The sequence below is a fragment of the Nostoc sp. genome, from assembly GCF_036917375.1.
GTDB lineage: Bacteria > Cyanobacteriota > Cyanobacteriia > Cyanobacteriales > Nostocaceae > Nostoc.
Genome location: NZ_JBALDN010000065.1, coordinates 29949 through 44344 on the forward strand (window position 1 = coordinate 29949; position 14396 = coordinate 44344).

Below are 14396 nucleotides of genomic sequence, written 5' to 3' on the forward strand. Positions count from 1 at the left end.
GAAACTTTTTGTATATGGCTTCATTTGAATCTTTTTATCAAGAATACCCCTGCTCGTACAATTCTCCCTTAAGTTGCGATCGCCCCTTCCAAACGGCGCAGCAAATCAAGGGTGCTAAGTTTTGCTTGGAATGTGGTTTTCCAGCGACTTTACCACAGGAGGCTGAGATTAAAGGAAGTCAGGGAACTTATCAAATAACTAGTTTTGTCGGTGTGCGCGGTTTAGGCCGTTTATATTCAGGTGTTCAACTTAAAGACAAACAACCTGTAATCATCAAAGAATACTTGCTCCCCAATCGTTCTTTTAATGAAAGCGAGACTCAAAAGCGGAAAGAGACTTTTAAACGGGTGGGTGGGGTAAGTTTAGCCGATAGTCGAATTCAAAATTTTCGTCTGGTGGAAACTAAAGAAGCGATCGCAGATGAAAAAGGAGAACGCTGCTATCTTATTACTCAAGGCATAGAGTCATCCCAAACTTTAGGTAAATATCTCATAGAAAAGGGAGCAATGACATCTCTTGAGGTGCGTGAGGTACTAAATCAAGGTTTACAAACTCTCCAGTTTCTCCACACTCAAAAGCTGCGTTTTCCCTCCAATCAAACACAACTGGGCATCACTCACGGCAATATCAATTTAGATAGTACTTTAATTAAAGTAGAAAATAATCAAAAGTTTTCTATATATTTTTGTGATTTAGCTATCTGGGAAAACTTATTTATTCCCCCGATTATTCCTCAACCTGCTGCCGCTAGACCTGAGCAAGATTTAGAATCATTAGGATTATTAGCCTTTTATTTATGGGTAGGGCGGACAACTAATTTTTCATCTAACCAGCCTCTCGATCCTAGAGATAATCAACAATGGCCGGATACTGATAGCTATTTAAAGCAATTTATTTATCGTTTAATTGGGCTGGAAACTCCTTTTGAGAGTGCAGAAGCGGCTCGTAAAGCACTACTAGAACTTCCCAAAGAAGATCGTGGCAAAAGTTCAGCACGTTCTACAGCTTCTCAAGAAATAAAAAAGCCTTTGCCAATGCCCTTAATTTTGTTATTAATCCTATTTTTATTACTACTTGGCGGGGGAATTTGGTATTGGCTTTGGGGTAGGAAAACAGATAATCTTAATCAATATATCCAATGGTCTAGACTTGTGCGGAATTTTTCCGAAGTCCCCAACGTTCCTTCTGGACAATTTACTTACACAGGAGAAAAAGATAGTACATGGAGTTTTGTTTTAACGCAATTAGTGGACAACAGTCGTTTAGGAGATTTATTGACCAGACCAAAGCCAGATGCAACCGCAACATTTGACTATAAATCTGTTTTATCAACAAATATAAATAATCCGATTAAAAGTCTCGAAGAAGTTCAAACAAACAAGAAAGATTTTGCAATTACTAGTTTGGCAGACAACATTACAGATAAACTTGCGAAAAAACCAGTAGCCTATGATGGTTTACTTGTTTTTGTCGCATTTAATAAAAGAGACTCAAATCTTGCCAATGCTCTTGGGGGGCAAATCAATCTTGAGCAATTACGTCAAATTTACACAGGTAAAATTACTAATTGGCAGCAGATTAGTCCCAAACTTCCAAATCTGCCTGTGAAACCTTTTGCTCCAACCGAACCGGAAGCAATCAGTAAATTTCAACAAATAGTTTTGCAAAATGCCCCTCAAGACGAAGCTTTATTTGCAGCGAAAGTTACTAAACTTGATACAACAAAAACCCAAAATCTAATACGCAGTGAAACTTTAGATGGGCGAACTACTGGTATTATCAGTTTTGGGATTATCAGTAAAACTTCGAGTCAGTGTACTGGCTATCCTCTAGCGATCGCAGATGGTAAAAAGTCCTCTATTCAACCTCTGTTTCAAAAGCGCGATCGGCGCTCAATTAATCCCTCAGATGATTTGTGTCAACATGATGATTATTATGTTGATGTCACAACTTTCCAAAGCTACCCCTTGGGATACCCTATTTTTGTAGTGTACCCTAAAGACAGCAACCGCCTACCTGGTGGTTCTACATTTGCCCAGATGCTAACAACTCGTCAGGGTCAGTGTTTACTTAGTAAAGTAGGTCTTGTAGCTTTACAACCTATGCCTGATGATATAAAGTCTTATGCCTGCAAATCGGTGCCCTAATCCTAGTTGCGAATATTTTAACCGCGCCCTGCCTAACAATGCTAAGGTTTGTCCCTGGTGTTCCACTCCTGTGGGTAATGTAGTTTCTCCTACACCACAACCACCTAGTCAACCTCCACCTATTCAACAACAACCTAGTCAACCACCTGTTCAGTATCAGCGACCGCCTACAGACCAACCTAACTACCAAGCTCCCCAACAAGCCCCCATTGATTATTCAACAGTCTATCAGCCACGAGTTTCCTATCAACCAACACCACCTGTTTATACCCCTCCTCCGCAAAGAGCGCCAGCCTTAAAGCTGATTCATAGCACCGGCAGAGAATTTCACCTCATTGGGGAAGGAGGTTATATTGGTCGCCGCAGTCAGAGTCCAGGAATAGCACCGCCAGAAATTGACTTGACCGGCATTCCCAGTGAGGGAATAGTCTCTCGTCGTCATGCGCGAGTCGATTGGGACTGGTCGCAAAATTCTTACATGATTGTTGATATGAGTACAAATGGTATTTATTTAAACAATAATCCTCTGACTCCTGGTATGCAGTATCGCCTGCTTAACGGCGATTTGCTACGATTTGGTCAGGATAACCTAGTTAATTTCACTGTATATATTGTGTAGTAAAAAGCTGATTTTGTAATCAGCATTCTCTGCTTTGGAAAGAGATGCGATTTATCGCGTCTTTGTGATGATTAGACTTCTTGCATAAGTCGGGAAAAGGGGAAAGGGGAAGGGGAAAAGGTTCTGCAAAAGTCCCTTTCCCCTTTAACCTTTACCCTTTTCCCCAAGAGTGCAAAAAGCACTTTTGCAAGAGGTCTATTTATCTGGGAGCGAGAAAAATATTAAGCTAATGTGAGTTCGACTATTGATAAAGCCTGAAAAATTTGACAGGTATAGGTTTGAAGAATTAACGTACTTGAAAGAGTCTTGAGTTTATTAAGAATCAAGTCAATAAAGTGCTATACATCTTACAGCGATTTTCAATCGGGCACTTGGCTTCTATTGTTTCGCAACACTGACCTTAATTTTAATACCGTCCTCTTCTTGCAGTGCTTGGCGTAGACGATCGCGAACCTCTGTAAAATCTGGCTTTAGTCCGATCGCTCGCTGATAGTATTTAATTGCAGCCTTGATATCTCCTGATTGGTAGCAAACCTTGCCCAAATCGTAATTGAGTGCAGCATAGCGATCTCGATCTGCTGCGGACAGTTTGTCTTGTGCATAGAGGACGGTTGCGATTCCTACCTCGGCTTCAAGGTAGTTGGGTCGCAGGGCTTGGGCGCTTTGGTAATGTGCGATCGCGTCGTCCAAGTTTCCTTGTTCTTGTAGGACAAATCCTAGATGATAGTGAACTTCTGGTTGGTTTGGATTGAGGACGAGAGATTGCCGATAGTATTCTGTTGCAGTTTCTAAATCATCTGCCTGTTTGCAGTGGTTGCCTAATTTATAATTGAGGGCAGCATAATGCGCTTGTTTTTCTAAGGGCAGCTTTCCCTGAGCATAAAGAGCATTCGCTAAACTCACTTCGGCTTCAAGATAGTCTGGTTGCAGGTCTTGGGCGCTTTGGTAATGTGCGATCGCCTCATCTAAGTTTCCTAGTTTTTGGAATGTGATGCCGAGGTGATAGTGAGCATCTGCTAGAGTGGGCTGCATTGCGATCGATTGGCGATAGTATTCGATCGCAACCTTGAAATCACCTACCTGTTTTCGTTTGCTACCCAATTCATAGTTGAGGGTGGCGTAATGCAGCTGCTTTTCTGGGGGTAATGTACCTTGAGCATAGCGGGCATTTGCCAAAATTACTTCTGCTTCGATGGAGTTGGGCTGGAGTTCTTGGGATTTTTGGTAATGGGCGATCGCGGCTTCCCATTGATTCTGTTGTTGCAACGTATAGCCAAGATTATGATGGATTGCTGATGAGAGCATTGAGGATTCGGAGGGTAGCACTAAAGCTTGCTGATAGGCTGCTTCTGCTTCTGGTAATTGATTTTGAGCTTGATGCAAGTTGCCTAAACTAAACCAGGCTTTCACATATTGAGGTTGCACTTGAAGAACATTTCTGAACAACTCTTCAGCGATTGAGTAATTTCCTTTCTGGTGCATCAAGACTCCTAACCGATAGAGTGCGTCTGGGTGTTGAGGTTGCACGTTGAGAATTTGACGATAGCCTTGCTCTGCTAGATCGAGTCGGTTGGTTTGTTGGTAATGGGTAAAACGGTGGAGCGCTTCCGGAATTGTTCTTAAATTTAGCGCTTGATTTTGGTGCGATCGCTTGGGCTGGATCAGCATGGTTTTGATCTGACGAGCTTTAGCGCCAAACGAAAACTTGTATGCCTCGTTGCCCATCAGGAAATCATAGACTTTAAATTCATTCTCTATCGCATATTTAATCCCATAGGCATGAAGAACCAGACCAGAAGAAAACTCTTTTACTGTGTCGTCACGACCTGCAATGAAGAAGAGAACCGTTTTGCGATCGAAATCCATTAGGTTAGCGATCGCGCCCAACGGTTGTTTCCCTTGCCAGAGAACTGGTAAGTATAAGCTTTGGTGCTCAAAGCTATGACGCAAAACCAACCTGATACTCTCTGTGGCTTTTTTGCAGTAGTCCGCGCCTTTTCTGCCTTCCCAATTGGTTTGCCAAAATCCTAAGAGGATCTCTAGATGAATATCTAAATTCTCTGCGTTAACCTGAGTCAGGTGGAACTCGTTGGAGCTTTCAACTTTTCTCAAGAGGCGTCTAATTTTCTGTCGAGTGTTGGAGCTAACGACGGTTTGCAGGTACTCTTCCCAGTCGTCTGGCAAAGCGATGTACGGAACAATGCTATTGTCGATTTGATCTACGAAATCGCTCAACCGTTCCTGTTGTGCCAATTCAAAGGCTTCTGTGGAGAACTGATCCAGGAATCGGCTCATTCGACATTTGCTCGTTTGAATATTGTCGACTTCAAAAATAGACCAAGTTTCCTGCTGTTGCTGAAAGAATTGGGCAAAGGCAGAAGTGACTGCTGCTTCGTATTCTGGCAAGCAAATAAACCCAAGACGCTCTGAATCTGCAACTCCCATCATCAACAGACGACTCTGGAGCCAGCCTTCGGGATGTTCTGCGATCCCAATTTCTAGCGGAAAAAATGCCACATACTTTGAAGTTGGGGCAGTTGATTTTGCCGCTAATATAAACCACGCGGCACGGGAATGGCTGCACAATCTTTTCACCACACCAGATAGCCAAGTCCAAGACAAAAAGAATTGAGCTTCCGGATCGGTTTTGTATACGGAGTCCCAATGGTTTCTGATCGTTTGAAACGTTTCAAAATTATCAATGATCTCAATTTCGATGTCTTTCATATTGACTCTCTAGCAGATGGAAGGTGACGCAGTTGCCAAAAATCTCCTAGCTGAAAGCAGCCAAGTTTCGCTTTCAAGAGCCAGGAGATTTGTGAACTATCAAAAGCTAAAGTGGAAGAACCCAGGTTTGCAAGTATGAGGTTGCGGCGATTCCGAAATGCTAGAAAACGTAATCCGGCACGCTGGGAAGGTTATACAACCATTTGGGTTCCACAACACTCACTCAATTTCTAGTCTTTGCTGTAGTATTTGCCGTGGTCTTTACCGTGGTCTTTGCCTCAGTATTTGCCTCAGTATTTGCCTATTAAAGTGTTTGCGGATTCAGCTTGCTCTAAGTAGGTCAAGTCGTTAATAATCATTTAGATTTCTCTCCTGAATCAAAAGTGATTTTTGTTAACTGTTTTAGTCTTGACGCGTCAACTTTACTTGGACTTAGGACAAAAAATTTCTTTTCTTAAAGTGTAGAAAAAACCTGGATTGTTGCGGCGGCGACCGCGCTTACACAAATGATGTGCTAAAATCCCTTGCCCTCAGGCGCCTGTTCTTTTACAACTACAGTAATAAAACATGTAATACAATCTATCTAAAGAGGTAGAAAAATTTTGGTTCTTCAGTAGATAGTATGCGAAAAGGTTTGCAAATAGCCTGAAACCTTTGCTTGATAATGAAATTAATGCTAAAACTGCCTATAAGTCCTGATTATCAATGTATTTTACGGACTTTAGACATCGTAATGCTTTCAATTTTATCGTCAAGTTAATTGCAGGTTTTACTGCTTATACTTATACCAATTTGAAAAATAATTGCGACAGATGGGAAACTGAAACACTTATCCAATGGATGTTTCACAATCCAAAATCTAAAATCCAAAATGGTATTATTTGCCTTAACAACAATTTCTTGATATCTACCCCCAAGACTTACCTGCTCAACATCCTACTATTTTTAGTTAGTCGAACTCATATTTATTAAATCCAAAATCCAATATTCGGCCATTAGTCATTTTCAGTTATCCCGAAAGACAAAGGACAATAGACAAATGACGCTGGACAGAGGACAAAGGAAAAATGAGCAATGTATTTCGGGAATTTCTGCAAAAAGTAGGCAGCGGAAATCACACATCTAAGAATTTAACTCGTGTTGAAGCAGCCACCGCTACTAAAATGATGCTGCTGGGTGAAGCGACACCAGCCCAAATTGGAGCCTTTTTGATTGCTCACCGAATCAAGCGTCCTACGGGAGAAGAGTTAGCCGGAATGTTGGATGCTTATGAGGAACTGGGGCCAAAACTGCAACCCATAGCCTCTGGGCGACCTGCGATCGCTCTTGGCATTCCTTATGATGGTAGGACACGCACAGCACCGATTAGTCCCGTCACAGCTTTATTACTCGCCGCAGTGGGACAACCAGTGGTGATGCATGGTGGCGATCGCCTACCAACGAAGTACGGCTTACCGCTAATAGATATTTGGCAGGGTTTAGGAGTCGATTGGACTACCTTACCCTTAGCACAAACTCAACAAGTGTTTGAGCAAACGGGAATCGGCTTTATTTATCTACCTCAGCATTTTCCCTTAACTACAAGTATTTGGGAGTACCGCGAGCAAATCGGCAAACGTCCGCCGTTGGCGACAATGGAGCTAATTTGGTGTCCTTATGCTGGGGATGCTCACGTAATTGCTGGATTTGTCCATCCGCCAACAGAAGGGATGTTTCACACAGCTCTAGGACTGCGGGGAGTGACAAAATTTACATTAGTCAAAGGATTGGAAGGTAGTTGCGACTTACCGCGCGATCGCACTGCAATCATCAGCTTATCTTCATCCGTAGCACCCCAAGAGGTAGAACGATTGCACCTCGTACCGCGCGATTACGGTTTTATTACCAAGAACGTACCCCTTGGAACTACTGAAGAACTGGTGGCGGATATTCAAGAGGTTTTGGCAGGTAAACCAGGTGAATTGATGCAAACAGCCTTGTGGAATGGCGGATTTTATCTATGGCGGAGTGGTATTTGTTCAGATATGGCAGAGGGTTTAGTGAAAGCAGAAGAATTATTAACCAATGGTGTAGTAGCAGCTAAACTCCAAGAACTAAGCCAGGTCGTAAATTCAGTGTCAGCAGATATACCCTTTAAGGTGTCAACGACTTCTCCAAAATAGATTTTTGTTCCAACCAATCTTTACCTACCTGGATACTGATATCTGAGCCAAGATTGCCAGTGCTTTCCACCCGCACTTCTCCAAATCCCAAAGTACCGCGAATTGATTCTGCACTGTCACCATCTCCCTGTTGGGCGACAATATGAGTTACATCTAGTGGTTCACCCCATGCCTTAGCCACATAGATATTGCGATATCCAGATTTTTCCAACGCTCTAATTAACGGTTGCAGGTTAGAGCGATCGCCACCTGTACTATCTTGAATTGCTACACGCAAAGAGCGGGGGTTAGTTGTAGTTGCCAGCTGTTCTTGTTCTGACTCCAAACCAAAGTGTTGAGCCATCAGTTTTGCAATCCCATCTTTGTTGGGCAACCAATAGCTAGCATCAAACTCGCCTTTCTCGCTAAAGCGACCTGGCAGCATTAACATTTGCATATTAGAGCGATTTGTCCGCACTCCAAAACCCATTAGTGCCACTAACTCTTCAACCGTCAAGTTAGTATCAATGTGGTCTTTCACAACATCAAGAACTTTAGGTAATTGAGCAACAGTAGCCGGGTTGAGTGTTTGATCCATTAAAGCGCGGATGACCATTTGCTGGCGCTGAATCCGACCAATATCACCGAGTTCGTCATGGCGAAAACGCAGCAATTGTAATGCCTGATCGCCATTGAGATGCTGCTTACCAGCCTTCAAATTGATGTACAAATGTTGAGAATCATCTTGATATTTCATATTTTTAGGGACGTAGACAGTCACGCCACCCAAAGCATCAATTAGCTTGGCAACTCCCAAAACATTAATTCGGATATAGCGATCGATTCCCACCCCACCCAAGAGATTACTGACAGTTCTGGCAGTCAAAGCTGGGCCACCGTCAACATTGGCAGCATTAATTTTTTTCACTCCATACCCCTCTATTTGCGTGCGGGTATCTCTGGGAATGGAGAGCATATTTATTTTTTTCGTCTCTGGATCGAATTTGACCAAGAGCATCACATCGGAAAGACCATCAAAAGAGTTGACTTGGGGCAGGTATTTGAGATTTTTGGTATCTTCAGGAGGGTTTTGGATATCTGGCGGAAGTACGCTCATTCCCATCACCAAAAGATTCACTGGACGAGTTAATTCTGAAAATCGCAGCACACCTCCAGAAATGCGATCGCTATCAAAGGCCGCCTCATCCTTTGGAGTTAGCTGCGCTTGTTGCAAAGGCGTACTGGTCAAAGACACTGCTAAAAGCGCCCCCGCAGTTGCAGATACCATCGCAATACCACCCATACCTACCCAAAACCACAGCCACCGTCCTGATGTCGAGCTTTGGGGAATTTTTTTATTGGACTTTGAGGCTTTTCCCGACTGGTTTTCTTCCGCCGAACTTCTTTGAATGGTCACAGACTTCCTCACACTTACTCACTAATCAAATTCAGTAATTTTGCAGACTAAAAACACCCAAACAAATCAACCCATAATAGCTAACTCTTAATTATCGGTGCTAACTTTTTTAATGTAGTGTCAACCACAACACTTATAGCAGCATTTATTCTTTTTTTGGGACAACCTGGAGATGTTTTACTGAAGTATGGCAATAATAAACTGGATTTGACTAGATATATAAATAAATCTGCCAGAAATTTTCCAAAATTCAGTAAAAACACCGACAATTTATCGCTTTAAAAAATTAAGATAAATACTTGCCAAGCACTCGTTCAGCTAAACTACTAAACCCTGGTAAACGACTAGATTTGCCTTGCATTAGGCGCAAAATCAACCAAATACTTACTAAAAAGTAACCTGACGTAAGAAAGCTATTGAGAATAAATAGACGTAGCGGAAAAAAATCTGAAGTTGCTGCCCCGGTGGCTAATAATAGATAACTCAACAGCCAAGTAAGTGCCAAAGTAATAGACAGACGACTAATAGCAAGTTGTTCCCGATTACCCTGGCCTCGATAGAGCGTCCACAAAGATGGAAAAAAGCCGACGATCGGAACTAAATGTAAAAGCAACTGTGTTTTGGACATTGGGGATGGAGCATTTGGGAACGGGGCATAATTATTCTCCCCCTGCTCCCCTGCTTCCCTGCTCCCTTGCTCCCCTGCTCCCCACTCCCCATTCTCTTTTGGTTCAAAATTTTCCATTGGGGTTAGTCTAACTCCTAAACTAGAAGGATGAATAAGACTCATATAGTTAGAGATAATAAGCTGTAAAGAAAAATTTCATTTAGTTCTATTCCGCAATCAGCTCAAAATGCAGACACGTAAGCTACTCGACTGGTGGCAAACATTTACTCCAATAGCGCGAATCGGGGCGATCGCGTTATTCCTGCCGCTGCTAGTTCTCAATGGTTGGGCACTTTCGGTATTCTTTAATTATTTCCATTCTCTCATAGTCATTTTAGTGGGAGCCTCAGTGCTAGCATTTCTGCTCAACTACCCCGTGAGCTGGATGGAGCATCATGGTGCGAAGCGAGAGCAAGTTGCTATTTTAGTATTTCTCTTGGCTTTATCGATTTTATTGGCGTTGGGTGTGACACTTTTCCCCCTGGCCCTTACCCAAGCTCAACAATTGGTGGCTCGTTTACCGGAGTTGATCGACTCTGGACGCTCTCAATTAATGATCTTAAATGAAAAAGCTGAGACTTATGGTTTACCGATTAACCTCGATGCTCTGGTAGTGCAAATCAACGATCGCGTCAAAGGACAATTACAAGCGATCGCTGGACAAGTTTTAAATCTAGCTGTACTGACAGTCACTAGTCTGCTAGATATTCTCTTGACGATGGTTTTGACTTTTTATCTTTTACAGCACGGGGGTGAACTCTGGGAAAGTTTAGTCGAATGGCTACCGAATAAATTTCGCGATCCTTTCTCTAAAACAGTCCGCCTAAGCTTCCAAAATTTCTTCATCACCCAGTTGATTTTATCTACCTGTATGGCTTCAGCCCTTATTCCTACCTTTTTGTGGCTGAAAGTGCCGTTTGGATTGCTATTCGGACTAACTATTGGTCTGATGGCTCTTGTCCCCTTTGGTGGTTCTGTAGGCATCGCCCTGACTACACTGTTGGTAGCGTTGCAAGATTTTTCAATGGGTGTGAGAGTGTTGATCGCAGCGGTAATTGTACAGCAAATTCTCGAAAACTTAATTGCCCCCCGAATTTTAGGCAGTTTTACTGGTTTAAATCCAGTTTGGATTTTAATTTCAGTCTTAACAGGGGCAAGAATTGGCGGACTGTTGGGTGTAATTGTGGCAGTACCTACAGCTGTTGTAATTAAGACTGCTTTAAGTGCCTTGCGTCCTGGTAGCGGGACAAACGACAGCGCCATTGGAGAGATAACTGCATCCGTCCCAGGAAATGAGTCCTCGAAAGCCGACGCCAACAAAACTTTGAGCATTTCTGAAGCAACATTGCCTTAATACAAGAAGGCAGGAGCAAGAAGTGTATCATCAGTTATTTATCAGGAACGGTAAGGGGCAAGGGAAAGGGTAAAAAACTATTGCTTCTATGGTGGGAGAATATTATCAACCTTTTTCCCTTTACCCCTGTTATTTCTTAAATTCTGTTGCAACCGATTGCTTAATATAAAAATTTTCCAAATACTGTGAAAAGTCAGTCATTGCCACAATAAATGAATGCCAATTGCTGTTTTGCTTCAATATTCTAAATAGCTTTTAAGCTTTTAAATAAATCTAATTTTCATAATCATTATCTAATTTAGAATTTAGGAAAGGAAACTACTTTGCAAGAAGTGCTTTTAAATTGCAGCAGGGGTGAAATTGCTAGGTTCTGCACTTGCCGATCGATACCATCTCCCTGAATAATCACCTGGGAACGTGACTGAATTAATTCCCGAATTTGTGGACAACCTAGAACAGAATTCAGTTCTGTTAAGGCAAAGAGAAGTTCTATATTTAATTTATCTAACGATGGTCGCAATGTCTGGTTTAAGTCTGGCACGTTAGGAAAAGATTTAATGCCTTGCTTTTGCCAGTTTTGAAAATCAGTGGTTTGGATGAGTTTTCCTGCTTTTATTTGTGCTTGAAAAAAAGCTGTAACTGTATCAGGATCTAAACTATGGTTTTTTGCTTGCTGCCGAACTTTTAATAGTAACTCTTGTTCGCGCTTTAGATCCTCAATAGGACGTTTTTGATTCCATTTCCATCGGGCTACATCATGTGCAATTAACAATCGCTGCTGGATCAATTTTAGTAATTTATCTACAGGCAGTTGTTGTTCAGCTACCCTAATAGCTTGGATATTTACTAATTTTACTGGCTTAGAGTTTTGAGCAACGAAATATAATTTTAACTTTGCAGCAACTACTGTAGTACTGAAAAAAATCCCAAAGAAAATTATGATGAAAAACAACAGTGGATGCTTTCTAAAAAAACTTAAATTCATAGAAAAAAGTTTATACACTCTGCTAACTAGCACAAATTATCAGTAAATCGATAAAAATACAGTATTTCCAATTTCAAACAAAATATCTCATAGTTACTGACAAAAAGCAAATTCAGGCTTATGGGGGTATTCCCGCATTTCTCACAAGCTTGAGGTGCTGAGGTGCTTCAGAGGCAGAGGGGAAAGAACTTGGTATTTGAACTCTCCCCTGCTCCCCTGCACAAGGTTTTGAGAGATATGGGTGGTGGGAAATCCCGGTATTGTCTCCCTCAGCAGGGATTACCTGCTGCTCAAAGAGATGCTAAACGCGGTCGTAAATTGTTCCAAGCAGAAATTCAGCGGATTTGGGCATTGATAATGTAGGTAGATGTAGAGGCGATTTCTTTGTTAAAGATGACTTTTCTCAGCACTGACATAATTCACGCCTTGAGATTACAGCTTGAAATGAACTCTGCAAGAATTGCTATTTGCTGAGTAAATTGGGATATAGATGCGGAAAATTTTTCTGGGTAAACTTGACCAGCAAATGGTAATGAAAAACTATTATCAAGATTTTTTAATTCGTGATTGGGTGAAAAGCGATCGCACAAGAGCCGCTGAAGTCATCAGTTATGTATTATCAGAATACGGTCTGGCTTGGGAACCCAAGGGTGCTGACCAAGATGTGCTGCGTGTAGAGGAATGTTATTTAGCTACTGGGGGAGAGTTTTGGGTAATCGAACACCAAAGTCAGTTAGTAGGTACTGGAGCATACTACCCCATACACCGAGGCGAAAAAGCTGTAGAAATCCGCAAAATGTATCTTTTGCCCAGCATCAGGGGTTTAGGATTAGGGAAATATTTGTTACAACAGCTAGAAGCAGCGATCGCAAAGCGTGGTTTTCAACAAATTTGGATTGAAACCGCCAGTGTTTTGGTGGAGGCAGTCAAGCTGTATGAAAGCAATGGCTACACTCCAGCAACAGGAGTGGAAACAACAAGATGCGATCGCGTGTATGTTAAGTCATTGGTCAAAGACTAATGACTAATGACTAATGACAAAGGACAATTTTAAATGCACGCTTGGATTAAAAACCTCACAGGCTTACTCAATCTTTTTCTCCAATCCCATTGCCCTCTATGTCAACGCGCAACTTCCCAAGAATTCTGTCATAACTGCACCAGACAACTGCAAAAATGTCAACGTAAAGACCCGATTTCTCTATGGCAAGAGCCTATACCAGTGTTTGGCTGGGGGGAATATGGTGGCCCAGTGAAACGAGCGATCGCAGCGATGAAATATGAAAATCAACCCCAAATAGCTCGTCCTTTGGGTCAATGGTTAGGGGAAGCATGGTTGTTAAATTCACCGAAGCGAGATAGCCAGCCTGTAGTAGTTCCTATCCCACTTCACGCTAGCAAACAAAAACAACGTAAATACAATCAAGCCGCACTGATAGCACAAAGTTTCTGCGAAATAACTGGATTAAAATTGAAACTAAACGGTTTAGCAAGAGTGCGAGAAACGGAAGCGCAGTTTGGTTTGTCGGTATCTAAACGAGAAAAAAACTTGAACCAAGCTTTTGCTATTGGGCAAGAATTTCGCCATCGTCCTCCAAATGTCCCAGTGCTGTTAGTGGACGACATTTATACTACTGGTGCTACTGCCAGGTCTGCTGTGCAAACACTTCGTCAGTATGGAATTGTGGTCTTAGGATTAGTAGCTGTAGCCACTGCTGTCAAAGACGGATAAATCAAAAGTTAATAAGCTAACTTTGGCATATAAGTGCATAAATTGACCTAATTACCCTATTTTTGTAGAAAAATTGCTTGAAATGTATGAATAAAGTTTTTGCGGCAGGTTTAAAACAACTCATCATCATTCCTGCCACATTGCTGGCAATAAGCATAAGTACAAGTGCAGCTTTTGCTCAAAATAAGTTGTATAGTCCAATTCCTTTATCTAACAGTACTGAAATTGACGATCGCCTTTCAGACAAAGATATTCCCACAGGTCAAGGTGGGTTTGCCCGTGATTACACTGTGAAGTTGCAGAAGGGCGATAATTTAGCAGTTGACCTGTCATCGGAAAACTTTGACAGCATCATCACACTGCTGGCACCTGATGGTTCGACTCTGGCAGAAAATGATGATGGCCCTGATGGTAGTAGCAATTCCTTACTCTTTACTCGCATCGTAGAGACAGGGAATTATGTTATTCGTGTCCGGTCTTTTGGGGAAACTGGAATTGGGGCTTTTAAACTCAAAGTGACAAAGTTGCAACCGATTAAATGAGTGCTGAGTGCTGAGTGCTGAGTTAGGAGTTAGGAGTTAGGAGTTTGGAGTTTGGAGTTTGGAGT

The 14396-nt window shown here is 42.1% G+C and carries 12 protein-coding genes; 8 read left to right on the plus strand and 4 right to left on the minus strand.

The features are described 5' to 3' along the window. The first annotated feature begins 14 nt into the window (after positions 1–14). Positions 15–2147: a substrate-binding domain-containing protein gene (locus tag V7K45_RS17920; protein WP_335005685.1), complete on the plus strand. Its 2133-nt coding sequence runs from the start codon at positions 15–17 to the stop codon at positions 2145–2147. Beyond that, positions 2125–2766, plus strand: a complete 642-nt coding sequence (locus tag V7K45_RS17925) for an FHA domain-containing protein (protein ID WP_335005687.1) — start codon at positions 2125–2127, stop codon at positions 2764–2766. The genes V7K45_RS17920 and V7K45_RS17925 overlap by 23 nt, the downstream gene beginning before the upstream one ends. A 378-nt stretch (positions 2767–3144) precedes the next feature. Here V7K45_RS17925 and V7K45_RS17930 read toward each other — a convergent pair whose 3' ends face one another. After that, on the minus strand, positions 3145–5493 hold the full coding sequence (locus V7K45_RS17930) for a GNAT family N-acetyltransferase (RefSeq protein ID WP_335005689.1): 2349 nt from the start codon (positions 5491–5493) through the stop codon (positions 3145–3147). Between the two features lie 1067 nt (positions 5494–6560). On the opposite strand from V7K45_RS17930, the gene V7K45_RS17935 reads away from it, so the two are divergent. Beyond that, a complete protein-coding gene (locus V7K45_RS17935; RefSeq protein WP_335005691.1) occupies positions 6561–7655 on the plus strand; it encodes an anthranilate phosphoribosyltransferase family protein in 1095 nt (364 codons plus the stop codon). Here V7K45_RS17935 and V7K45_RS17940 read toward each other — a convergent pair. Then, on the minus strand, positions 7627–9051 hold the full coding sequence (locus V7K45_RS17940) for an LCP family protein (RefSeq protein ID WP_335005693.1): 1425 nt from the start codon (positions 9049–9051) through the stop codon (positions 7627–7629). The genes V7K45_RS17935 and V7K45_RS17940 overlap by 29 nt on opposite strands. A gap of 286 nt (positions 9052–9337) precedes the next feature. Continuing rightward, positions 9338–9796 carry a hypothetical protein gene (locus tag V7K45_RS17945; protein WP_442942008.1) on the minus strand — a complete coding sequence of 153 codons (459 nt, stop codon included), beginning with the start codon at positions 9794–9796 and terminating at the stop codon, positions 9338–9340. Between the two features lie 109 nt (positions 9797–9905). Here V7K45_RS17945 and V7K45_RS17950 point away from each other — a divergent pair, with 109 nt between their 5' ends. Beyond that, the gene (locus tag V7K45_RS17950) at positions 9906–11072 is read left to right on the plus strand and encodes an AI-2E family transporter (RefSeq protein WP_335005695.1); all 1167 of its coding nucleotides are present in this window, start codon (positions 9906–9908) and stop codon (positions 11070–11072) included. A gap of 298 nt (positions 11073–11370) precedes the next feature. On the opposite strand, the gene aroQ is transcribed toward V7K45_RS17950, so the two are convergent. Next, entirely contained in the window at positions 11371–12057 is a 687-nt protein-coding gene (aroQ, locus tag V7K45_RS17955) for a gamma subclass chorismate mutase AroQ (RefSeq protein WP_335005697.1), read from the minus strand. Between the two features lie 189 nt (positions 12058–12246). On the opposite strand from aroQ, the gene V7K45_RS17960 reads away from it, so the two are divergent. The 4 genes from V7K45_RS17960 to V7K45_RS17975 all read left to right on the plus strand — a co-directional run bounded on the left by V7K45_RS17960 (position 12247) and on the right by V7K45_RS17975 (position 14331). Beyond that, complete coding sequence (locus V7K45_RS17960) at positions 12247–12420, plus strand: hypothetical protein (protein ID WP_335005699.1); 174 nt, start codon at positions 12247–12249, stop codon at positions 12418–12420. A 169-nt stretch (positions 12421–12589) separates the two neighbouring features. Next, entirely contained in the window at positions 12590–13078 is a 489-nt protein-coding gene (locus V7K45_RS17965; protein ID WP_194045000.1) for a GNAT family N-acetyltransferase, read from the plus strand. Positions 13079–13111: 33 nt separating this feature from the next. After that, on the plus strand, positions 13112–13789 hold the full coding sequence (locus V7K45_RS17970) for a ComF family protein (RefSeq protein WP_335005702.1): 678 nt from the start codon (positions 13112–13114) through the stop codon (positions 13787–13789). A gap of 86 nt (positions 13790–13875) precedes the next feature. Continuing rightward, positions 13876–14331, plus strand: a complete 456-nt coding sequence (locus V7K45_RS17975) for a PPC domain-containing protein (protein ID WP_335005704.1) — start codon at positions 13876–13878, stop codon at positions 14329–14331. Positions 14332–14396: the final 65 nt, after the last annotated feature.

Excerpts from the sequence above, each read along its gene's own strand:
- V7K45_RS17920 (WP_335005685.1), top strand. The coding sequence starts at position 15 with ATGGCTTCATTTGAATCTTTTTATCAAGAATACCCCTGCTCGTACAAT.
- V7K45_RS17925 (WP_335005687.1), top strand. The coding sequence starts at position 2,125 with ATGCCTGCAAATCGGTGCCCTAATCCTAGTTGCGAATATTTTAACCGC.
- V7K45_RS17930 (WP_335005689.1), bottom strand. The coding sequence starts at position 5,493 with ATGAAAGACATCGAAATTGAGATCATTGATAATTTTGAAACGTTTCAA.
- V7K45_RS17935 (WP_335005691.1), top strand. The coding sequence starts at position 6,561 with ATGAGCAATGTATTTCGGGAATTTCTGCAAAAAGTAGGCAGCGGAAAT.
- V7K45_RS17945 (WP_442942008.1), bottom strand. The coding sequence starts at position 9,796 with ATGGAAAATTTTGAACCAAAAGAGAATGGGGAGTGGGGAGCAGGGGAG.
- V7K45_RS17950 (WP_335005695.1), top strand. The coding sequence starts at position 9,906 with ATGCAGACACGTAAGCTACTCGACTGGTGGCAAACATTTACTCCAATA.
- aroQ (WP_335005697.1), bottom strand. The coding sequence starts at position 12,057 with ATGAATTTAAGTTTTTTTAGAAAGCATCCACTGTTGTTTTTCATCATA.
- V7K45_RS17965 (WP_194045000.1), top strand. The coding sequence starts at position 12,590 with ATGAAAAACTATTATCAAGATTTTTTAATTCGTGATTGGGTGAAAAGC.
- V7K45_RS17970 (WP_335005702.1), top strand. The coding sequence starts at position 13,112 with ATGCACGCTTGGATTAAAAACCTCACAGGCTTACTCAATCTTTTTCTC.
- V7K45_RS17975 (WP_335005704.1), top strand. The coding sequence starts at position 13,876 with ATGAATAAAGTTTTTGCGGCAGGTTTAAAACAACTCATCATCATTCCT.